The sequence below is a fragment of the Sphingobium sp. KKT206 genome, from assembly GCF_055640555.1.
In genome coordinates this window covers 2,514,853-2,536,231 of the sequence record NZ_CM145764.1, presented here as the reverse complement: position 1 = coordinate 2,536,231, position 21,379 = coordinate 2,514,853, and the positions used below count along the sequence as shown (strand labels likewise).

The 21,379-nt window shown below is 61.7% G+C and carries 14 protein-coding genes and 1 tRNA gene; 5 read left to right on the top strand and 10 right to left on the bottom strand.

Annotated elements, in window-relative coordinates:
• Positions 1-29: 29 nt before the first annotated feature.
• The 5 genes from ACZ2HM_RS12175 to ACZ2HM_RS12155 all read right to left on the bottom strand — a co-directional run bounded on the left by ACZ2HM_RS12175 (position 30) and on the right by ACZ2HM_RS12155 (position 11,846).
• Positions 30-7,544, bottom strand: a complete 7,515-nt coding sequence (locus ACZ2HM_RS12175; protein WP_470425332.1) for a hypothetical protein — start codon at positions 7,542-7,544, stop codon at positions 30-32.
• Positions 7,545-7,788: 244 nt separating this feature from the next.
• Positions 7,789-9,996: an aldehyde oxidoreductase molybdenum-binding subunit PaoC gene (paoC, locus tag ACZ2HM_RS12170; protein ID WP_037475297.1), complete on the bottom strand. Its 2,208-nt coding sequence runs from the start codon at positions 9,994-9,996 to the stop codon at positions 7,789-7,791.
• Positions 9,993-10,949, bottom strand: coding sequence for an FAD binding domain-containing protein (locus tag ACZ2HM_RS12165; RefSeq protein ID WP_037475294.1), 957 nt, complete (start codon positions 10,947-10,949; stop codon positions 9,993-9,995). The genes paoC and ACZ2HM_RS12165 overlap by 4 nt, the downstream gene beginning before the upstream one ends.
• Positions 10,946-11,584 carry an aldehyde dehydrogenase iron-sulfur subunit PaoA gene (paoA, locus tag ACZ2HM_RS12160; RefSeq protein ID WP_037475292.1) on the bottom strand — a complete coding sequence of 213 codons (639 nt, stop codon included), beginning with the start codon at positions 11,582-11,584 and terminating at the stop codon, positions 10,946-10,948. The genes ACZ2HM_RS12165 and paoA overlap by 4 nt, the downstream gene beginning before the upstream one ends.
• Positions 11,585-11,612: 28 nt before the next feature.
• Positions 11,613-11,846, bottom strand: coding sequence for a hypothetical protein (locus tag ACZ2HM_RS12155; protein WP_156106186.1), 234 nt, complete (start codon positions 11,844-11,846; stop codon positions 11,613-11,615).
• A gap of 88 nt (positions 11,847-11,934) precedes the next feature.
• Here ACZ2HM_RS12155 and ACZ2HM_RS12150 point away from each other — a divergent pair.
• The 3 genes from ACZ2HM_RS12150 to ACZ2HM_RS12140 all read left to right on the top strand — a co-directional run bounded on the left by ACZ2HM_RS12150 (position 11,935) and on the right by ACZ2HM_RS12140 (position 14,071).
• Positions 11,935-12,009: transfer RNA gene (locus ACZ2HM_RS12150), tRNA-Gly, on the top strand.
• A 269-nt stretch (positions 12,010-12,278) separates the two neighbouring features.
• Positions 12,279-13,268: an HNH endonuclease gene (locus ACZ2HM_RS12145; RefSeq protein ID WP_159640254.1), complete on the top strand. Its 990-nt coding sequence runs from the start codon at positions 12,279-12,281 to the stop codon at positions 13,266-13,268.
• Complete coding sequence (locus ACZ2HM_RS12140; RefSeq protein ID WP_196847020.1) at positions 13,265-14,071, top strand: hypothetical protein; 807 nt, start codon at positions 13,265-13,267, stop codon at positions 14,069-14,071. Before ACZ2HM_RS12145 ends, ACZ2HM_RS12140 begins: the two co-directional genes overlap by 4 nt.
• A gap of 49 nt (positions 14,072-14,120) precedes the next feature.
• On the opposite strand, the gene ACZ2HM_RS12135 is transcribed toward ACZ2HM_RS12140, so the two are convergent.
• Positions 14,121-15,824, bottom strand: coding sequence for a hypothetical protein (locus tag ACZ2HM_RS12135; protein WP_159640260.1), 1,704 nt, complete (start codon positions 15,822-15,824; stop codon positions 14,121-14,123).
• Between the two features lie 468 nt (positions 15,825-16,292).
• On the opposite strand from ACZ2HM_RS12135, the gene ACZ2HM_RS12130 reads away from it, so the two are divergent.
• Positions 16,293-18,413, top strand: coding sequence for a ParB/RepB/Spo0J family partition protein (locus ACZ2HM_RS12130; RefSeq protein WP_159640263.1), 2,121 nt, complete (start codon positions 16,293-16,295; stop codon positions 18,411-18,413).
• Between the two features lie 139 nt (positions 18,414-18,552).
• On the opposite strand, the gene ACZ2HM_RS12125 is transcribed toward ACZ2HM_RS12130, so the two are convergent.
• From ACZ2HM_RS12125 to ACZ2HM_RS12115, 3 genes are all read right to left on the bottom strand, one after another.
• On the bottom strand, positions 18,553-18,861 hold the full coding sequence (locus ACZ2HM_RS12125; RefSeq protein ID WP_159640266.1) for a type II toxin-antitoxin system RelE/ParE family toxin: 309 nt from the start codon (positions 18,859-18,861) through the stop codon (positions 18,553-18,555).
• A 2-nt stretch (positions 18,862-18,863) separates the two neighbouring features.
• Positions 18,864-19,142, bottom strand: a complete 279-nt coding sequence (locus ACZ2HM_RS12120) for a type II toxin-antitoxin system ParD family antitoxin (RefSeq protein WP_159640268.1) — start codon at positions 19,140-19,142, stop codon at positions 18,864-18,866.
• 68 nt (positions 19,143-19,210) lie between these two features.
• On the bottom strand, positions 19,211-19,546 hold the full coding sequence (locus ACZ2HM_RS12115) for a hypothetical protein (protein ID WP_159640271.1): 336 nt from the start codon (positions 19,544-19,546) through the stop codon (positions 19,211-19,213).
• A gap of 694 nt (positions 19,547-20,240) precedes the next feature.
• Between ACZ2HM_RS12115 and ACZ2HM_RS12110 the strand changes: the two genes are divergently transcribed.
• Positions 20,241-20,543 carry a DUF736 domain-containing protein gene (locus ACZ2HM_RS12110; protein WP_012049860.1) on the top strand — a complete coding sequence of 101 codons (303 nt, stop codon included), beginning with the start codon at positions 20,241-20,243 and terminating at the stop codon, positions 20,541-20,543.
• A 54-nt stretch (positions 20,544-20,597) separates the two neighbouring features.
• On the opposite strand, the gene ACZ2HM_RS12105 is transcribed toward ACZ2HM_RS12110, so the two are convergent.
• The gene (locus tag ACZ2HM_RS12105) at positions 20,598-21,350 is read right to left on the bottom strand and encodes a hypothetical protein (RefSeq protein WP_159640274.1); all 753 of its coding nucleotides are present in this window, start codon (positions 21,348-21,350) and stop codon (positions 20,598-20,600) included.
• Positions 21,351-21,379 lie beyond the last annotated feature (29 nt).

Below are 21,379 nucleotides of genomic sequence, written 5' to 3'. Positions count from 1 at the left end.
GCCAGCAGGGTGTATTTGGCCGTACCGCGTCAACCGATCACGAAATCTGCATTGGTCAACGCCAATCCGGCAGCCAATTGCGCGAACAGCACTGACCCGCCCGCCGCATTGCCATTGGCATCATAATAGAGGTTGCCGGTAGCATTATCATACATGATCCGGTCGCTGGCATCGAGCGCAACCGCGCCGAGACGGAAAGCGCCCGCCGCGAGTTGGCCGGCGGCTCCCGCCGCCGAAAATATCGATGAGGCCAATGAAATCACATCGTCCGTGACATTGAAATCGCTAATAACATCGACATTACCGGCACCAAGTGCTGTATCGAATACGAACACATCCTGGCCTGCGCCACCGGTCAGCAAGTCGTTCCCGCCGTTGCCGTCAAGGCGATCATTGCCGCCGCCGCCGCTTAGGCCATTATTGCCACTGTTCCCATTTATAACATTGTCAACGCTATTGCCTGTGCCACCGATATTGGCAATGCCGGTCAGGTTCAGTGTCTCCACAAAAGTACCGGCCAGAGTATAGCTGACTGAGGCATTGATAACATCGGTTCCGCCGATATTGGTTTCGATTACCACGTCGCCGATATTATCAACGATATAGACATCATCTCCCAATCCTCCCGTCATCGTGTCAGCGCCAGCGCCGCCATTTAGCAAATTATTTCCGCCATTGCCCGTAAGGATGTTTGCCAGATTATTCCCGACCGCATTGATATTTCCAGTCCCCGTCAACCTCAGATTCTCAACATAGATACCTGCAAGACTGAAATCGACGGATGCGTCGATGCGATCGATGCCGCCTCCATTAAATTCGACGATGATGTCACCAGTGTTGTCCACGACATAGACGTCATTCCCATCGCCTCCCGTCATGATGTCGGCACCTATGCCGCCATTTATGACGTCATGCCCGGCAGTGCCCGTAATGGTGTTGGCTAGGGCATTGCCGTTCAGGGTTTGGCCAGTCGATCCCGTCGCCGTGAGCGTTTCGACATGATCGGCCAAGATGTAATTCGTGAGCGCCGTGCGCACTTCGTCATTGCCCTCTCCACCAAGCTCAATCACTTCTTCACTGACATGGTCAACAACATAAATATCATTACCTTTGCCGCCGATCATTACGTCGGCACCAATACCGCCATTGAGGGTGTCGTTGCCATCGCCCCCGGTCATACGGTTGGCTACCGCATTGCCAATCAGGGTTTGGCCATTGTTAGTGGTCGCGGTCAGCTTTTCTACATTTACACCTAAAGTATAGGTGGAAAGACCGGTTCTGACTTCATCAGTCCCGGAATTAGTTGCTTCCGTGACAATGTCACCAGCATGATCAACGATATAAATATCGTTACCTATGCCACCGACCATCGTGTCAGTGCCGGATCCCCCGTCGAGAGTATCGTTGCCGGCACCGCCATTGAGGACGTCGTTCCCTGTCCCGCCGCTCAACACATTATTATTGCCATTGCCAATCAACGTATTGGCCAGGCTATTGCCGCTACCGTTAATGGCTGCTGTGCCCGTAAGGGCCAAGCTTTCGACATAAATGCCCACCAGGGAATAGCTCACCGATGCATTGACGGTATCATTACCGCCATTGTTAGCCTCGACGATCGTGTCGCCTGCATCATTGACATAGTAGAGATCATCGCCCGCGCCGCCGATCATCATGTCGGCACCGCCGCCGCCATTGAGGATGTCGGCGCTGCCCGTACCCGTGATCCGATTGGCGAGGCTATTGCCAATCAGTGTTTGCCCTGCGCTGCGTATGCCGGTCAGATTTTCGACATGCGCACCCAATGTATAGGACGCCAGGTTAGTGCGCACCTCGTCAACGCCCTCATCGGCCGCTTCGTTGACCACGTCATTGACGCTCGTGACGATATAGATGTCGTTGCCGAGGCCGCCTGCCATATCATCCGCGCCGACGCCGCCGTCTATGGTGTCGTTCCCTTCGCCGCCCAGGATGATATCGTTGCCGTCACCACCGTCGATACTATCATCGCCAGCGTCCCCATAGAGGCGATCATCGTGGGCTCCGCCTGACAGGCTGTCGTGGCCCGCGCCGCCGAAAATCTGGTCAAGGCCAGCGCCGCCAAACAGGCTGTCATTCCCGGCACCGCCGAAGATCTCGTCATCGCCTGCATCGCCTTGGACGGTGTCGGCCCCGTCGCCACCATCCAGCCGATCCTCGCCGTCTCCGCCTGCCAGGCTGTCATTGCCGCCGCCACCGAGCAATATATTGTTGGCGGACGATCCACTCAGCACGTCATTATAGGCAGACCCCGTGATATTCTCGAAATTGGTGACCGTATCCGTTTCGGCTCCTCCGGTGGCCTGCGCACCTGTGAGCGCGAGAGACAGTGTGACCCCGGCCGTAGCACTGGTGTAGCGCAACGTATCGACGCCATCGCGCCCATCCATGACGTCATTCCCAGCACCGCCCTCGATGACGTTCTCCGTGCTATTCCCGGTCAGCAGGTCGTTAAATGCGGAGCCGATAATACCCTCGACACTGGAAAGCGTATCCGTGCCGATATTGCCGCCAAGCGCGAATATGCTGTTGGTGGACAAATCAATGGTCAGTGCGACATTACTGCCGACATAGCTGGCGATATCATAGCCGCTGCCACCGTCCAGCATGTCATTGCCTTCGCCGCCGAGCAACAGATCATCGCCTTCGCCGCCATAGAGCCAGTCAGCGCCTGCTCCGCCAATCAGGGTGTCGGCACCACCGTCTCCATAAACCGTGTCGTTCCCATCACCGCCGTCGAGGCTGTCATCGCCCAGACCGCCGAAGATCTGGTCATTGTCCGCGCCGCCAAAGACCTGGTCGTTGCCATCCTGTGCATAGAGCGTATCGGCACCGAACTCGCCATGCAGTTGGTCGCTGCCTGTTCCACCATAAATGGTGTCGGCATCATCGCCACCATGGACGATGTCATTGCCATCGTCACCATAGATGGTGTCGGTCCCGGCGCCGCTGGTTATAGCATCATCACCAGCGCCGCCGACGATATAGTCATTGCCTTGACCACCAGAGATGGTGTCGTTGCCATTGCCGCCATGCAGTTCGTCGTTACCACCATTGCCGACAATCAGGTCGTCGCCATCGACACCATAATAGATATTGGCTTCGTCCGTGTCGATAAACTCATTCGCCTGCGGCGTGCCGACGATCCGGCGGAAGGGGTTATCGACGAAGTCCGTCAGTTGGATGTCGGCGATGGTGCCGGGTGCGAACTCGACCACATAGTCAGAGCCGCTCAACGTCAGGTCGCGGTCGCTGTCGATGATCAGCACCGTCTTCGCGCTGCCGCCTGCGCCAACCCGGCTCCACCACACCTGGACAAAGCCCGTGCCAAGGTCAGCCCCCGGCAAGGGCGCGCCATCATAATAGAGCGCCGACGACAATTCGCCCCGGAACACCAGCGGCACATTGGTGTAGCCATAGGTACCGTTGATATAGGGATCGAACTCCAGCTTCAGCTTGTCGCCCTCGACCCGGCTGAAATCGGTAATGACATGGGGTGCCGCCAAACTGCCAGGCGCATTGCCCGCAGCTCCAAGGCGAAACACATCAGCGCCCGTGCCACCCGTGGCTGTATCCCGTGCATTGACTTCTGTGCCGACATAGACCGCATCATCACCTGCACCACCGTTGACGATATTGATGCCGCCGTCGCCGCGTACGGCGTCATTGCCTGCGCCACCCTGGACTGTGTCATTGCCATCGCTACCGCGAACGTCATCATTGCCATCACCGCCATCGAGCGTATCGGCGCCTGCAAAACCCACAATATAATCGGCACCAGCGCCGCCACTGACACCATCATTGCCCTCGCCACCATAGAGCGTGTCGTTGCCCGCGCCGCCGGTCAGCTGGTCATTGCCGATGCCACCGTCCATATAGCTACCCGACGTGCCTGCGGTCATCACATCGTCGCCATCCTCGCCATACAGCGAGTCAGACCCCGCGCCGCCTGACATCACATCATCGCCAGCGCCACCATAGAGCGTGTCGTTGCCCGCATCGCCATACAGCGTGTCGTTCCCGGCATCGCCATACAGCGTGTCATTGTCGTTGCCGCCGTAGAGGCTGTCGGCATCGTCCCCGCCATAGAGAATGTCATTGCCGTCTTCGCCATGAAGCGTGTCGATGCCTGCGCCACCGGCGATCGTATCGCTGCCGCCATCGCCCCACAGGCTATCATTGCCCAGCAGCCCATAGATGAAATTATTGCTGGCATCGCCATGATGGCTGTCGTCCCCGGCCGTCCCGGCATAGGTGCGGAAGGGGTTATCGACGAAGTCCGTCAGTTGGATGTCGGCAATGGTGCCGGGTGCGAACTCGACCACATAGTCCGAGCCGCTCAGCGTCAGGTCGCGGTCGCTGTCGATGATCAGCACCGTCTTTGCGCTGCCGCCTGTGCCAACCCGGCTCCACCACACCTGGACAAAGCCCGTGCCAAGGTCCGCCCCCGGCAAAGGCGCGCCATCATAATAGAGCGCCGACGACAACTCGCCCCGGAACACCAGCGGCACATTGGTGTAGCCATAAGTACCGTTGATATAGGGATCGAACTCCAGCTTCAGCTTGTCGCCCTCGACCCGGCTGAAATCGGTAATGACATGGGGTGCCGCCAAACTGCCAGGCGCATTGCCCGCAGCTCCAAGGCGAAACACATCAGCGCCCGTGCCACCCGTGGCTGTATCCCGTGCATTGACTTCTGTGCCGACATAGACCGCATCATCACCTGCACCACCGTTGACGATATTGATGCCGCCGTCGCCGCGTACGGCGTCATTGCCTGCGCCACCCTGGACTGTGTCATTGCCATCGCTACCGCGAACGTCATCATTGCCATCACCGCCATCGAGCGTATCGGCGCCTGCAAAACCCACAATATAATCGGCACCAGCGCCGCCACTGACACCATCATTGCCCTCGCCACCATAGAGCGTGTCGTTGCCCGCGCCGCCGGTCAGCTGGTCATTGCCGATGCCACCGTCCAGATAGCTACCCGACGTGCCTGCGGTCATCACATCGTCGCCAGCCTCGCCATACAGCGAGTCAGACCCCGCACCGCCCGACATCACATCGTCGCCAGCGCCCCCATAGAGCGTGTCGTTGCCTGCATCGCCATACAGCGTGTCATTCCCAGCATCGCCGTACAGCGTGTCATTGTCGTTGCCGCCGTAGAGGCTATCGGCATCGTCCCCGCCATAGAGAATGTCATTGCCGTCTTCGCCATGAAGCGTGTCGATGCCTGCGCCACCGGCGATCGTATCGCTGCCGCCATCGCCCCACAGGCTATCATTGCCCAGCAGCCCATAGATGAAATTATTGCTGGCATCGCCATGATGGCTGTCGTCCCCGGCCGTCCCGGCATAGGTGCGGAAGGGGTTATCGACGAAGTCCGTCAGTTGGATGTCGGCAATGGTGCCGGGTGCGAACTCGACCACATAGTCCGATCCGCTCAGCGTCAGGTCGCGGTCGCTGTCGATGATCAGCACTGTCTTTGCGCTGCCGCCTGTGCCAACCCGGCTCCACCACACCTGGACAAAGCCCGTGCCAAGGTCCGCCCCCGGCAAAGGCGCGCCATCATAATAGAGCGCCGACGACAATTCGCCCCGGAACACCAGCGGCACATTGGTGTAGCCATAGGTACCGTTGATATAGGGATCGAACTCCAGCTTCAGCTTGTCGCCCTCGACCCGGCTGAAATCGGTAATGACATGGGGTGCCGCCAAACTGCCAGGCGCATTGCCCGCAGCTCCAAGGCGAAACACATCAGCGCCCGTGCCACCCGTGGCTGTATCCCGTGCATTGACTTCTGTGCCGACATAGACCGCATCATCACCTGCACCACCGTTGACGATATTGATGCCGCCGTCGCCGCGTACGGCGTCATTGCCTGCGCCACCCTGGACTGTGTCATTGCCATCGCTACCGCGAACGTCATCATTGCCATCACCGCCATCGAGCGTATCGGCGCCTGCAAAACCCACAATATAATCGGCACCAGCGCCGCCACTGACACCATCATTGCCCTCGCCACCATAGAGCGTGTCGTTGCCCGCGCCGCCGGTCAGCTGGTCATTGCCGATGCCACCGTCCAGATAGCTACCCGACGTGCCTGCGGTCATCACATCGTCGCCAGCCTCGCCATACAGCGAGTCAGACCCCGCGCCGCCTGACATCACATCATCGCCAGCGCCACCATAGAGCGTGTCGTTGCCCGCATCGCCATACAGCGTGTCGTTCCCGGCATCGCCATACAGCGTGTCATTGTCGTTGCCGCCCCGTAGCACGTCGGCACCATCGCCCCCGTAGAGCGTGTCGTTTCCGTCCCCGCCCCGCATCGTGTCATTGCCGCCAAGGCCATAAGCGATAATGTTTCCGGCGCTTGCCAGGAGCGAGTCCCCGCCGACAGTTCCGCGCCAGATCGGGAAGCTGTCGGTGAAATCCTCCTGCGTCAGCGACGTGATACCGTTGATATAGGTGTAGATATCGAGTTCGGAAAACTGACCGTTGTCATCGACATCGACCCATAGTTCGACACGATTGTTGACGGTGTCATGCTTCCACGACACGTCGGCAAAGCCATCGCCGACCAGTTCGGCGGGCAACTGCACGCCCGACGCGCCACCGCCAATGACGAAGGTGAAGTTGATCGGAGTCGCGTTGAACGCGATGCCCCGGCCATAGGCGTAGGAAGGCAGATCGATCTTGTCGCCGCCGGTTACACCAGCGCCTTCGAAATCGGTAATGATATCGATCGTGGAAGGCGAGGAATCCGAACGCGGCGTGTTGTAGGTCAGGGTGAAGATATCATTGCCTGCCCCGCCGGTCAGCATGTCCCCATCCAGGCCACCGATGATCTGGTCGTTGCCAGCGCCACCGACCAGCATATCCTGGCCCAGCCCCCCGTTGATCACATCATCGCCGCTGCCGCCGGTAATGACATCATCACCCGCGCCGCCGGTAATGATCATGGCATTGGTCGCCGCAGTCGCATTCAGGTGCAGGAAATCGGTTTGCAGTTGTGATCCCGCGTCGATCCATCGCACGTCAGTCATGGCATGCAATGTCAGACGCACTTGCCCTGAACCGATCGAAAAACGCTCGACCCCGCGCACCGTATCAGCGTCGAAGAGGATGGAATTGGCGTAGATGCCCGATATCGACAATATGTCGACGTCACTGCCGGTACCGCCATTGATGCGGTCGGCGGTATTCAGCGATGACCCTATAACGATATAGTCGGCGCCATTGCCCCCATCGACAATGTCGTTGCCGACACCAGTGATGATCTCATCATTACCATCGCCGCCGTTCAATATGTCGTTGCCGACGCCGCCGTCGATCAGATCATCGCCGCTATCGCCGTTGATCGTGTCATTGCCATCCTCACCATAGAGGGAATCATCGCCCAAGCCGCCGGAAATGACATCATCGCCGCCGCCGCCGTAAATTTCATCAGGGTCGATTGTGCCAGTGAGCGTATTCGGCAGATTGTCGCCAATAATAGTCGCCATCATTCCCTCCTGCACCTCGATCGAGCAATGTTGCCGTCGAGTTTACCCCATCTATAAAAACGGAGTGGGGATAGCGCAGGAAAAGACCAAAACTATAGCATGAATTGGACATAATCAGTGTGTTGGCAGGGCTTCCCGCGCACCGCGCGATTGCCGCCGGCTTCCGCAAGTCAATGACAGAACACAAAGATCATGCCTCCCCAGTCGAGGGAAGATCACTTCTTCTCCTCGAGGCGCAGGCTGATCAGACCGCCCGCGCCTTGAGCAATTTGTCGATGGTCAGCGGATAGTCGCGGATGCGGATGCCGGTCGCGTTATAGATGGCGTTGGCCACCGCCGCACCAGCACCGCAAATACCCAGCTCGCCCACACCCTTGGCCTTCATCGGCGAGCTTTTGTCGTCCAACTCTTCGATGAACAGCACGTCTTGTTCGGGGATGTCCGCGTGGACCGGCACCAGATATTCGGCCATGTCGTGATTGACGAAGAAACCGAAGCGAGTGTCCACGTCCAGCGCCTCCATCAGCGCCGATCCCGCCCCCATGGTCATCGCGCCGATGACCTGGCTGCGCGCGGATTTGGGATTGAGGATGCGCCCGGCCGCGAACGCGCCGCCCATGCGGCGGATACGCACTTCGGCCGTGTCGATATCGACGCCGACTTCGCAGAAATGCGCGCCGAAGGTCGCCTGCGCATAGCGTTTGTCGAGATCGCCGAATTCGATGCTGTCCTCGGCCCACACACCTTCACGCCCGGCGAGCGCCGCCAGCGTCTGGGACTTGTTCTCGTGGCGGATGAGGCCCTCCTCGAACTCGGCCTGATCAACCGGATAGCCCGCCTTCTCCGCCAATTTCGCGCGCAACGCCATGGCGGCGACATAGACGCCCGCCGTAGAGCTGTTAGCCCCCCATTGTCCGCCCGAACCCGCCGAAACGGGAAAGCGGCTGTCGCCCAACCGGACGGTGACGGCCTCGATCGGCACGCCCATCATCTCCGCCGCCGTCTGGGCGATGATCGTATAGCTGCCGGTGCCGATGTCAGTCATATCGGTTTCGACGATCACCTGCCCCTTGGCATCGACGCCGATCCGCGCGCCCGACTTGCCGACCAGATTGTTGCGGAAGGCGGAGGCCACGCCCATACCGACCATCCAGCGTCCATCGCGCACCTGGCCCGGCTTTGCCTGCCGCTTGTTCCAGCCGAAACGTTCGGCCCCGGCGCGCATGCACTCCACCAGCTTGCGGCTGGAGAAGGGCCGCTGCGTGCCTGCTTCGGGATCATATTGCACATCGTTGCGGATGCGTAGCTCGACCGGATCGACGCCGCAGGCTTCGGCCAGTTCATCCATCGCGACCTCCAGCGCGAGCAGGCCGACCGCTTCGCCCGGCGCGCGCATCGCATTGCCTTCGGGCAGATGGAGCGTCGCCAGCCGGTGTGCGGTCATCCGATTGGCACCACGATAGAGCAGCCGCGTCTGCTGCGCCGCCGTTTCCGGCCCGCCGCCGGGCAGGTCGCCCGACCAGACTTCATGGCCGATCGCGTCGATCACGCCATCCTTGTCCGCGCCGATGCGGATGCGCTGGATCGTCGCCGGGCGATGGGTGGTGTTGTTGGGGATCTGGTGCCGCGCGAGCGCGACCTTGACCGGACGTCCGACCTGCCTTGCCCCCAACGCCGCGAGCAACGCATCGGCGCGCAAGAACAGCTTGGCCCCGAAGCCGCCGCCGATATAGGGCGACACCAGCCGGACATTCGCCTTAGGGATGCCCAATGTCTTGGCAACATCGCCCACGGTCCATGCGATCATCTGGTTGGACGTCCACAGCGTTAGCTTGTCGCCATTCCACACCGCGGTGGAGGCATGTGGCTCCAGCATTGCGTGGCTATGGTCGGGGGTGGAGTAATTCTGATCGACCTTGACCGCCGCCTTGGCGAACGCGCCGTCGAAATCGCCGACCGCCGTATCGGGTGACCCGCCAAAGCCGCCTTCGGGTGGCTTGACGGCATTGGCCCGCTCGGCGGTCAGGTCGAACTTCCCGCCTTCGCTGGTGTAGTCAATCCGTACCAGCTTGGCGGCGTCGCGCGCATTTTCGAAGGTATCGGCGATGACCAGCGCAACCGCCTGGTCATAATGGTCGATCTGCGGCCCACCCAGCAGAGGTGCGGTATTCATGCTGCCCTTGCCGAGTTTTCCGGCATTGGCGTGCGTGACGATGCCCAGAACGCCGGGCGCAGCCTCGGCCGCGCGCAGGTCCATGGCAGCAATGCGCCCTTTGGCGATGCCCGACCCGATCATCCAGCCATAGGCGGCATTGGGTGCGGCATCGTGCCGCTCATAGGCATAGGGCGCGGTGCCGGTCACCTTGGCGGCGCCGTCGATCCGGTCATGGGCCTTGCCCACGACCCGGCCCTTGTCGATCGGGTTCAACCCGGCGGGCGTATCGAACTTCATGCCCGTGCCTCCTTCTGCCGATAGAGCGACGTCAGCGTCTGTTCGACCAGCTTTTTCTTGAAATCATTATGATGCGTCGTGCGTGCGCCCGCCAGCGCGGCCTCCGCCACCGCCTTGGCACCGGACCCGGCCGCCGCATCCGCATCGGCCGTGCGCCAAGGCTTTGCGCCGATGCCGCCAAAAGCAAAGCGCGACGCGCCATTCTTGCCGAACACCGCTGCCACCGACACCAGCGCGAAGGCATAGGAGGAACGGTCGCGCACCTTGCGATAGACATGGGTGCCGCCGATCGGCTTGGGCAGGGTGACCGATGTGATGATCTCCCCGGCTTTCAGCGCCGTTTCGACATGGGGCGTATCGCCGGGCAGCAAGTGGAAGTCCGCGATCGGGATCGACCGGGCCGCGCCATCCGCGCCGACCGTATCCACCGTCGCGTCCAGCAGCCGCATCGCCACCGCCATGTCGCTCGGATGTTGGGCGATGCAGGCATCGCTGACGCCCAATATCGCCAGGTTGCGGCTCATGCCCTGCAATGCGCCGCAGCCGCTGCCCGGCTTGCGCTTGTTGCAGGGCATGCGCGTGTCATAGAAATAGGGGCAGCGCGTGCGTTGCAGCAGGTTGCCCGCCGTGGTCGCTTTATTGCGCAGCTGTCCGGATGCGCCCGACAGCAAGGCGCGGCTCAACACGCCATAATCGCGCCGCACCACCTTGTCGGCGGCGAGATCAGTATTGCGCACCAGCGCGCCAATGCGCAGCCCGCCATCGGCGGTCTTCTCTATCTGATCGAGCTTCAGCGGATTGACGTCGATCAGATGCGTGGGCGTCTCGATCTGAAGTTTCATCAGGTCGAGCAGGTTGGTGCCGCCCGCAATGAAGCGCGCGCCCTGCGTCGAAGCGGCCATCTTCGCCGCTTCCTGCGCGCTGGTCGCGCGGCTATAGGTAAAGGGCTTCATGCCTTGGCTCCCCCGGCCACGTCGTTCATGGCGGCGATGATGTTGGGATAGGCGGCGCAACGGCAGATATTGCCGCTCATCCGCTCGCGCAGCTCGGCATCGGTCAGCGCCACCTTGTCCAAATCGTCGGTGACATGGCTGGGGATACCCGCCTCGATTTCCTCCAGCACGGCGACGGCGGAGCAAATCTGCCCCGGCGTGCAATAGCCGCATTGATAGCCGTCATGGGTGATGAAGGCGCGCTGCATCGGGTGCAGTTTGTCGGGTGTGCCCAGCCCCTCGATCGTCGTGATCGCCTCGCCATCATGCATCACCGCGAGCGTCAGGCAGCTATTGATGCGTCGTCCTTCGACGATGACCGTGCAGGCGCCGCACTGGCCATGGTCGCACCCTTTCTTGGTGCCGGTGAGGTGCAGATGCTCGCGCAGCGCGTCGAGCAGGCTGGTGCGCGGATCGAGCTGCAAATGCGCTTCGCGGCCATTGACGGTCAATTCCACCGGGATCATCGGGGTTCCTTCGCGAGAGGAAGCGGCAACGGGCTGTGCCGCCTGCGCGCTGGAAAGAAATGGCGTCGCCGCGGCAATGGTCGTTCCACCGCGCAACATGCCCCGGCGGGTGATCTGGTCGGACGGCATGGCGGTCCCTTTCTTCTGCTATCGGCTGTCATACGAAGGGCGGCGGCAAATGATCCCTGCCGATGCAGGAAATATGATCGACAAGGCGCGGCAGCGCAAGCGCACCTATTGCCAGGGCGGCAGGACCGGCGCGATAGCCGGACAGCGAGTCGGACAATGGTTTGACATTTTTGTGCTGGGTGCGCGGAGCGGCCGAGGGCGCTGAACGAGGTAAAAGTGGCGGAAAACCAAGCTTTCCCGCACTTGCAGCAAGGAATTTCATATTTGTGCAATTCTTCCCTTGCCGATCCTCAAAAGCGCTGCTAGTTCCCCGCCACCCGCCGAGAGGGACACATCCTCCGGCCGCCAGAGCGGGCGTAGCTCAGGGGTAGAGCACAACCTTGCCAAGGTTGGGGTCGAGGGTTCGAATCCCTTCGCCCGCTCCAGATTTTCTAAGAAAATCAGTAACTTGCTAGGGCATTCAAAAATGCCTCTCGGGCTAAAAAAGCTCGGGCTACAACCGGGCTACAACCGATTGCGGAAGCTTTGATGTCCGAAAATTCGGCTAGTGGCTATCGCGAGAATTGAGCGAGGTGCAGCTTCGATGGGATCGCCCACGTTTAGCTGACCGATTCCCGTTTGATGAGGCGGCGGTATCAGCACCCACCCTTCAACCTCTCGCCATTCAAGCGTGAGTCCTGCATCTAGAACAGCGATGACCGATCTCGATCCAGCAACTGCGGCCGCCGCCGACTTCTACGACCAGCACTACGCTTGCTGCAAACCTCTCTTCCTCGAACCCGGAATGAGATGCACACTCGGTAGCCCTGATCGTCCGAAGCACTGCCGCTTCTGTGGCCTCAGCGAACCCGAGGTTCAGTTCAAGACCGATGCCCATGCGCTACCGGCAGCCTTTGGCCGGATCGGCCTGTTCAGCAACTACGAGTGCGACGCCTGCAACAGCTATTTCGGTAAGGGAATCGAGAACGATCTGGGAAACTGGACCAAGCCCATGCGGACGCTCATGCGCATTAAGGGCCGCAGCGGCGTTCCGACCATCAAGGAGCCTGGCGGTGGCAAGGGTTGGCGAGTCGAATACTCCACTGGAGCCTTCCAGCTCAGCGAGTATGAGGGCGACCCCCATTTTACGATCGACGAACAAGCAAAGCAGCTCCGCTTCGAGCTTCACCGCGATCCCTATATCCCGGTCGCCGCACTCAAGGGGCTCGTGAAAATCGGCCTGACCCTGCTTCCTGAAGTCGAGTTGGCCCATTTCTCCGAGACGTTCGACTGGATACGCAACCCCGATCATAGTCAGAGTTTCGTCGCGGAATTTCCAATCATCCGCACCTTCATTTCGGGTCCGATGCCCAACGACAAGGTGACGCTGATGTTGCTGCGCCGCCGGTCGGGCGTCACCACGGTCCCCTATGCCTTCTATGTGATCGGCCTCGGCAACGAGGTGCTGCAAGTCTTCATCCCGTCGCTCTCCCAAGACCAATGCATCAACGGACAACCGCTGAGTCTGGTGCCATTTCCGACACCGGGATCGTTCGACGCGAAGGCTTATGGGCGCCCCAGGGTGAACACCATCGACCTTACAGGGCGGGAAACGGTTCGCGGCGAGAAGGTGCCCGCGACCTTTGGTTTCGACGGCATCGTCCAACCCGAAGCGGATAGCAACGCCGGGGGTGCTGGACAATGATCGCCACGCCGATCGACGTGTGGAACGTCGCAACTTTCGACCAGGGCATTAACGAAAGGCTGCGGGGAGCGTCCGACCTCATACGCAAATACTTTGAGACCGACCGGCGCCAGCAGCGCGAACGCACCCTGTCGCACCATTGCGGCCCGCCCCCGAGCAATCCCTTCGCTGCCGGGTTCCTCAAATTTCAGGAGGAGTTGTCGGCCCAGATCGCTGACCGGACGATCCGAGCCTGGCACTATACGCGCCTGATGGATGATGAGGCTGACGCAATCATCGTGCGCGGTGCGGTGCCCTCGACGCTAGAGACAATCAAGGCCCGCCTCGACCGCCAGGTCGGCGCCGGATTGTTCACCTCCGAGATGGCCGACGCCCTATTCACTGCCAGCCCCTTTCACGGCAGCCAGCACGATGCCCGCGCGGGGAAATTCTGGTTGACGTCTCTTCCAAGGACGATCGACGATGGCGGTGTCGAACTGCTGCTCTCAAGCTGGGGTGGCGAAGCCGTCTATTTTTGGCAGGATGACGAGATGCTCCAGGCGCAACTCGCAACCCTCGGCCGACCAAGAGTGATCGAGGCCGCGGTGCCACTTGCCCTGACCAATCATCGCTATGACGCGAGTTGCGCGCTGGTGGCGAGCTTCGCTCGAACGCTCGGCTGCCAGACCGACACTCCCTCCTTCGACCTCTATGTGACACAGCCACTCGGTCCCGAGGCAATCCTTGCCGTCCACAGTGAGGGGGACATGATCTTCGACCAGATCGGGCGCGGCTATCCTACGGACTTTGCCTCGGACATATAGCGCCGAACGGCTGTGGAACGCTAAACTTCTGGCGCTCGCCCGGCTGGGATCAGATTTCCTTTTCGGGAGCCGAAGCCCTGTAGCCCCACGCCCGCAATCGTCGGGCACGCATGGGTGACTTGCCCGCGATCCGCGTCAGAGCCTCCTGGAGCGATGATTTCATGGACGGGTCTTCGTGCTCGTGGCGTGCGGCGATCTGTAGCGCCGTTTGGACGACCAGACGCAAATCCTTGCCCTCCGTTTCCTCAATCATGGCCTCGAAGGCGTCGATGGTAACATTCGCCAGAAGCCTGACGTCCTCATCCCGCCAAGGCTCGCCTCGGCCAATGGCCAGCAGCACCCCCTTGGGATCGCGCTCATCCTTGAAGCTCGACTGCCGTGCCTCAAACGCGGCTTTCAATGTCGGATCGACAGGCGCGTCCGTTGAAAAATGGTGATAGCTCAAATCGAAGAAGCGGGGATCGTCAGGCTGTGCCGCAGTGTAAGCACGAGCAAGCTCATCAGCCTCATCGTTGCGGCCGAACTCGCGCAAGAACAATATGGTGCCATTGATGTTAAGAGAGTCGATCGTGGCTAGGTTTTCCATTGCGCTCTGGTAAAGCGTATCGAGCACCACTTCGTCGTCGTCCGTCAATGACTCGTGATAGCGGTCCCAAGCTCGGGCGAAACTGTTGTCGCGGCTGTTGCGGTTCAGCGCTTCCTCTAGGATCTTCGCCTCTTTCAGCAAGCGAGCTTCGTCAAAATAGCCGGCCGAAACGCCCTCGAAGATCGTTCGGTCGAAATCGTCCGGGTGCGAGAATGGCAGCGCGGAGAGCTGATCGCGCCATCGCACTATCTCATCTGTGGGGTCGTTGTCGCGATCTTGCATGGCTGCGATGAGCGCATTGTAACTCTGGATAAACTCCATCGGCGGCGCGTGATCGCGCTCAAACACTGCCCAGCCGGACAGCAGGCAAGCTGTGACAGCCTGTGTCAGAACTTCCGGGCGATAGGGTTGCAGATAGCCGGCGAGCCGATGTGCGAGCCGTTCGATCTTCTTGATGACGCGGATATTGGTGATGCCGAGCGCGACAACGCCGCCCCGTAGCAGGGCACTCACGGGCTCATCATCGACGATGGCGATCCTGGCCGCTTCCTCAGCGGTCGGGGCGAACACGATGGATGTGTCGATCGCTTTTTCCAGCAGGCGTTCGAAATCCTTCCGCTTCTCCTGTTCCATCGCTTCATCGTTGAGCAGCAGCACGACACGGCAGTTGCGCTGCTCCTTCAGAAAGGAAACGAGCCCCAATACATCACGCGGCGTCAGATCCACGCCCGCACGTTCGAGATCATCGAGGCAAACGAGCCGGTCGCGCACCAGCAGGAAGGCGGATCGCGCCAGGGCGTTTCCAATCTCGCCAAATCCCACGGCACTGAGAGCCGGGCCGATCCAGCCCCGCGCCTGCCGCCCGACGGATTTTCCTTTCTTGATCAGCGCCCCGAATGTTTCGGCATCGGGGCCGGTAAGCGCCTGTGCGGGTGAAACCGTGCTCTCGAAGATCGCATAGCGCAAGTCGTCGAGTGAATTGAGGCCGAACAGGGAAACGTAGGCATAGTCCTGTTGGTAGAGATCGCCGCTTTCCTGGGCCTTTTCGAGATAATGGCGCCAAGCGTAAGTCTTGCCAACACCCCAGCGCCCCTTGATGCACAGAACCTCAGCATCCTTGCTGGCGAGGAATCGCTGAATCTCTTTGATGACCAATTCTGCGGACATGCCTGCTTCTATCCGGCTCGGGTCGCTGACGGTAGGCCCAAACCGGCAACGGCGGTTCGCGTCCGATTGAAAACACGATGGGCGTGAGGGGAAAGCGTTCCCCTGATCGGGAGCCCGATGGTCTCCCGCTACCCCTTCGAGCGGGGACACCCCGCAACGCCCCGTTCGGCGCCTCCGCGCCGATCCGTAAATCCGTTTGGGCGGATTTGCGTCTTTCCTGAATCTTCGGAGATCGGGCCAGGGCGTTCGCCGGCCCGATCGCGTTTGTTTGTGACTCTCCCCGTCGGTGGGGTGGGCGGGCGCGTCCTTTAGGCCCGCCGCGCCGGGGCGCAACGCGCGGCAAGCCGCGCTTACCTCCTCTGCGTTCCAGCCCTTCGGGTGCGCCCCGGCTCCGCCGGCGGGCCTGCCGGTCGCTCTTTCGCCGCCCACCCCATTCCGGGGTGAGTGCGGTTTGAAGGAGTAAGGAAGATGAACGCTGTTACCCCAACGACCGCTGTTGAGCCTGTGTCGGGCATCGAGATTTTCGTGCCGCTGAACAAGCTCAAGAAGTCCCCCAAGAACGCCCGCAAGGTGCCGCATGGCGAGGCCGCCATCGAGGCGCTGGCCGCTTCCATCGAGCATAAGGGCTTGATCCAGAACCTTGTGATCGAACCGGAAATGAAGAGCGAGAAGCCGACCGGCGCCTATTTCGTCACTGCTGGCGAAGGCCGCAGGCTGGCCTATCTGTTGCGCGCCAAGCGCAAGCAGATCAGGAAGAACCACCCGGTTCGCTGCCGCCTCGACACCGAGAACGACCCGTCCGAGATCAGTCTGGACGAGAACGTGACCCGGACCCCGATGCACCCCGCCGATCAGTTCGAGCGGTTCCGCGAGCTTTCCGAAGACAAGGGATGGGGCGCGGAGGAAATCGGCGCGCGGTTCGGCGTGTCGGGCGGTGTGGTGAAGCAGCGGCTTCGCCTTGGCGCTGTCAGTCCGAAGCTGTTGCAGGTCTATCGCGAGGACGGGCTGACCTTGGATCAGCTTATGGCCTTCGCCATCACCGAGGACCACGCCCGGCAGGAGCAGGTGTTCGAGAACCTGCACCACAACCGGGAGCCGTGGATCATTCGGCGCGACATGACCGCCAACAACGTGCCCGCCGATGATCGCCGTGCGGTGTTCGTCGGGGCCGACGCCTATATCGAGGCGGGCGGCAACATCATCCGCGACCTGTTCAGCGAGGATCGAGGCGGTTTCTTCGAGGATGCGGGCTTGCTCGACATGCTTGCCGTCGAGAAGCTGCGCGAGGTCGCGGACGGAGTGCAGGCCGAGGGGTGGAAATGGGTTGAGGCCCATATCGACTATCCCCACGCCCACGGTATGCGGCGCTTCTATCCGCAGGCCGTGGACCTGTCCGACGAGGACGAGGCCCGGCTTGAGGCCCTGTCCACCGAGCATGACGAGCTTGCCGAAGGCTATTCGTCCTATGACGAAATGCCCGAGGACGTGGCGGCGAAGCTGGAAGCAGTGTCCGATGAGATCGACGCCATTTCGGCCAAGCGTTACGCCTACGATGCCAACGTGATCGCACATGGCGGGGCGTTCGTGGTGCTTCACCATGACGGCACGGTCAGGATCGAGCGGGGTTTCGTGCGTCCCGAGGATGAGGCGCTTGCCGATCCGCAGCCCGAGGACGAGGTGGAAGCCATCGACCCGGAGGCCGTGGAGGATGAGCAGGCCGAGGACGGCGACGAGGACGTTCAGGATTTCGAGGATGAGGACGAGGAACCGGGCAAGCCCATTTCCGACAGCCTCATTCGCGACCTGTCCGCCCACCGGACGCTGGCCCTTCGCGTGGCGCTTGGCGAGCAGCCCGGCATTGCGTTGATCGCCCTGACCCACACGCTCACGGCGCAACTGTTCTACAGCTACGCCGAGGCCGGTTGCCTTGAAATCCGTCCGACCGTGACCCCGCTTGGTGGTCATGCGGCGGGGATCGAGGATACGCCGCTGGCGGCGCGGGCGAGCGAGGCGCATGACGCATGGGCCGAGCGCATGCCGCGTGACGTGGCCGACCTGTGGGGCTTCATCGTCGCACTGGACGATGAGCAGCGGCTGGCGTTGCTGGCGCATTGCGCGTCCCGCACCGTCAACGCCCTGCGCCTGCCGTGGGATCGCAAGCCCCGGACGCTGCAAACGGCGGACAGGCTGGCGAGCGCGCTGGCGCTGGACATGGCGAAGGACTGGACGCCGACCGTGGGCAGCTACCTTGGCCGTGTCACCAAGGCGCATATCCTTGAGGCCGTGGCCGAAGGGGTGTCGGAGGATGCGGCCCGCCGTATCGCGGACAAGAAGAAGCCGGACATGGCCGAAGCCGCCGAGCAGCGTCTTGCCGGGAAGGGCTGGCTTCCCGCTGTGTTGTGGACGCCGGAACCGGAGGCCGAACCCGTCGAGACGGAGGACGCCGAAGGGATCGCGCAGCCGTCCGAAGCGGAGGCCCGCGATACCGGAGCGCAGGACGGCGAGGCCGTGGAGGTCGAGGCGGTGGAGCTGCCGACCGAACCCGAAGCGGTGGACGAGGAAGCCGCCTACTCGGTTGCTGCTGAATAGGTGATGGAGCCGGGGCCGCTCTGGCGGTTCCGGCTTCCCTTTTCCCCACGGCCAGACAATTCGCGGCCGCGCCCCTTACCGGGCGCGGCCGCTCTGTCATGGGATGATCGTCGCTCGCCGGGCATGGCCCGGCTCGCGTCTATGAATCCTCACTCAGCAGGCTCTCGAAGTCCCGACCGCCGTAGAAGATCCCGACAATGACGACCGCCGTGTCTTCCACCGCAAAGGCGATGGTGACACGACGCCGCCAGGCCGTCGTTCGCAAGCCGGGCCGCAGATCGTCGCGCATCGTGCCGCGCCGGGGAAAGCTGGTCAGCTTGCCGATATGATCGAGGATGCCATCGGTGAAGCGTTGCGCGATGTCCGGGGACGCGGCGGCAGCGATATAATCGTAGATGGCATCGAGATGGTCACGCGCTTCCGGCGTGAGGATAATGGAATGTCCCACGTTCAGCCGCGCTTGACGGCTCGCTTGTGTCGCTCGGCCAGACCGGCCCGCACGTCGTCGAGCGGAATGCCGCGCGAGGGATCGGCCTTGTAGGCGTCATAAGCGGGGACGACCTCATTGCGCAGCCATTGCTCGACGGCCCGGTCGCGCGCCTGGAGCGCGCGCAGCCCGTCGCGGATCACTTCGCTTTCGCTGGCATACTCGCCCGACGCCACCTTGGCACGGACCTGCGCCGCCATGTCGTTCGGCAGCGTTACGCTGAACTGTTGAGTCGTCCGCATGGATAGCACTCCTTACGGGTAGGATTTAATCCTATTCGTCCGAATCTTCAAGGTTGCTCGCCGCAGCCTTACGCGAACAGGCCGGGCAACTCCGGCATGGGCTCGCCGTGCGCCATCGCACGCGCCGCATTGCCGGGCGCGGCCACCGTCACCCATTCCACGCTCCAGTCGAGCCGCAGCACATCGCTGTCGCCGTCGCGCTGAATCCGCACGATCCCGGCGCCTTCCTCGCTGACAGCGAACCGGCAATCATCATCCTCGCCATAGGCCGCTTCGATCAGTGTCCCGTCCGAGAAGCTAAGCCAGCAGCGCCCGGCGCTGTCGGCCGGAACCGCCAGATCGGCTTCCACATCGCCCATGACCTTCAATCTCGTGCGGCCCTGGCCGCGGATCATCACGCTCATACGCCGTTCCTCGATCTCGATTCGGAAAGGTGCAGTATGGAACAAAGGACGAACATCATGCAATGTGAAGTGTCGCCATAGTCGGATGGCGGGGAAGGGAGCGCCCCGCCCATTCCGGGCGAGACGCTGCGCCGACCAGCGCGGTCAACCCATATTCGCCAGCAGTCCCGGCCCCGAATCCGGCGCCAGGCCGGCATCGCATCGACCGGGCCTGAGCCTGTCTGAAACGTAGGCCGCGCCCCTCCCGCTGGTTTTCCGCCAGACGCCGCCGCGCTCCGCTGCATCGACCGCAACAACGCGAAAGCCGGCGCCACGTCGCCCTGCACCTCGCCCGCGCGAAACCCGCCCATCACGCCTGCCTCGGGCACCAGACCATCGCCGGCGCCGCCACGGCCGGCGGCGGCAAAGCTGCCGCAGAACATCCCGTCAGCGCCATGATCTTGCACGTCGCCGCCGCCACGCGGCCTCTCGAAAGGCTTGTCTGGCCGAAGCCCGCCCGTCTTCCCGCAACGGCGCCGGGCGATTTTTTTCCGCCGCCGGCCATGCCGGCTTTGCATCGCGAAAGCAAAAAAACCGCCCGCCGCCGCCAGCCACTCCGTTCCGCCCTGCGGGTGCGGGCCGGTCGTCCCCCGTCCGATCGACAGCCATCGAGGCCGCGACAGGCGCGGTTCCGAGGCAAGAAAGGACTGACGTTATGATCTGCGGAAACTTCACTACCACCGACCACGGCTTCTCCGGCGAAATCCGGTTCTTCGGCAAGCGCGAACAGGTCGTGCTCCTCCCGATCGAGGGCCAGGACAACGAGAAGGCCCCACACTTCCGCATCGTCGCAGCCGACGACGAGCGGATCGAGTTCGGCGCCGCCTGGCGGAAAACCAGCAAGGAGAAGCGCGACTACATCTCGTTCAAGCTCAATCCCGTCGTTGCTCAGCCGGTCTATCTCCGGCTTTTCGAGTCCGAGACGGTGGCCGGCGAATACGAGCTGCTCGCAAGCTGACCGGCTCCGCGCCCCGCCCGAAATGGGCGGGGCGCTCTCTTTCCTTCCAGCTTCTTAGGAAAGGGCCGCCAGATGCTCTCGACTTGCAGCGATCACGCCGGCCACGAAGGTGAAGCTGGTCGCCAATACCGACTCCAGCGATACTTCCTCAATGTCCTCGCCAGCTACGCGGTAGTTCGTGAGGATTTGGACTCCGACGTTTGGAAAGGGCTCGGGGGCCTCCCAGATCGTGTAGCTGTCGTTCGCGGAAAAATGATCTGCTGGCATCTCTACGATCCGGTGCTGTTGCGATCCAGGCGGGAACCATTGAACGGCGAGCGCTCCGGCGGTCCCGGCGATCAGTTCCCAATGCTTCGACTCGCGCGAAAGAATCCGAACCAATTGGAGATAATGGAGATAGGGGCGGTGCGCCTCGCGTGCGGCAGCGAAGATGTCGATCCAAGGCTGGTCGATGTGAATTGCGACCTTCTTTTCGATGGCCTTGGCATAATCGTCGTCGTCGCGCTCGATCGGGAAATAAAGGTTCCTCGGGTTGGGGAGACCAGCAGATTTACGCGCCGCAGCCGTAACATGGTCGAGCGCGTGAACGAGATTGTTGGCAACATCAGCCAGGATCGGCTTGGCCCGGCGCTGTGCGCCCCGGTCGATCCTCAGCTCGGCGCGATGTTGGCCATCGGCCGAGATTGAGCGTCCGATGTTCCACAGGAGGCCGGGACCGGCACCTAGGAGACCGCCAAGCTCTCGCTTGTGCGTCTGGGCACGCTCGAACAGCAATTGCGCATCGTCCAGAAGATCCGTTGCCACCATAGGCTAGTCTTAGCTGGCGAGATGTCTCC

Excerpts from the sequence above, each read along its gene's own strand:
- ACZ2HM_RS12120 (WP_159640268.1), bottom strand. The coding sequence starts at position 19,142 with ATGCGGACGACTCAACAGTTCAGCGTAACGCTGCCGAACGACATGGCG.
- ACZ2HM_RS12140 (WP_196847020.1), top strand. The coding sequence starts at position 13,265 with ATGATCGCCACGCCGATCGACGTGTGGAACGTCGCAACTTTCGACCAG.
- ACZ2HM_RS12130 (WP_159640263.1), top strand. The coding sequence starts at position 16,293 with ATGAACGCTGTTACCCCAACGACCGCTGTTGAGCCTGTGTCGGGCATC.
- ACZ2HM_RS12155 (WP_156106186.1), bottom strand. The coding sequence starts at position 11,846 with ATGAAATTCCTTGCTGCAAGTGCGGGAAAGCTTGGTTTTCCGCCACTT.
- ACZ2HM_RS12135 (WP_159640260.1), bottom strand. The coding sequence starts at position 15,824 with ATGTCCGCAGAATTGGTCATCAAAGAGATTCAGCGATTCCTCGCCAGC.
- ACZ2HM_RS12115 (WP_159640271.1), bottom strand. The coding sequence starts at position 19,546 with ATGAGCGTGATGATCCGCGGCCAGGGCCGCACGAGATTGAAGGTCATG.
- ACZ2HM_RS12175 (WP_470425332.1), bottom strand. The coding sequence starts at position 7,544 with ATGGCGACTATTATTGGCGACAATCTGCCGAATACGCTCACTGGCACA.
- paoC (WP_037475297.1), bottom strand. The coding sequence starts at position 9,996 with ATGAAGTTCGATACGCCCGCCGGGTTGAACCCGATCGACAAGGGCCGG.
- ACZ2HM_RS12145 (WP_159640254.1), top strand. The coding sequence starts at position 12,279 with ATGACCGATCTCGATCCAGCAACTGCGGCCGCCGCCGACTTCTACGAC.
- ACZ2HM_RS12165 (WP_037475294.1), bottom strand. The coding sequence starts at position 10,949 with ATGAAGCCCTTTACCTATAGCCGCGCGACCAGCGCGCAGGAAGCGGCG.
- ACZ2HM_RS12110 (WP_012049860.1), top strand. The coding sequence starts at position 20,241 with ATGATCTGCGGAAACTTCACTACCACCGACCACGGCTTCTCCGGCGAA.
- ACZ2HM_RS12105 (WP_159640274.1), bottom strand. The coding sequence starts at position 21,350 with ATGGTGGCAACGGATCTTCTGGACGATGCGCAATTGCTGTTCGAGCGT.
- paoA (WP_037475292.1), bottom strand. The coding sequence starts at position 11,584 with ATGCCGTCCGACCAGATCACCCGCCGGGGCATGTTGCGCGGTGGAACG.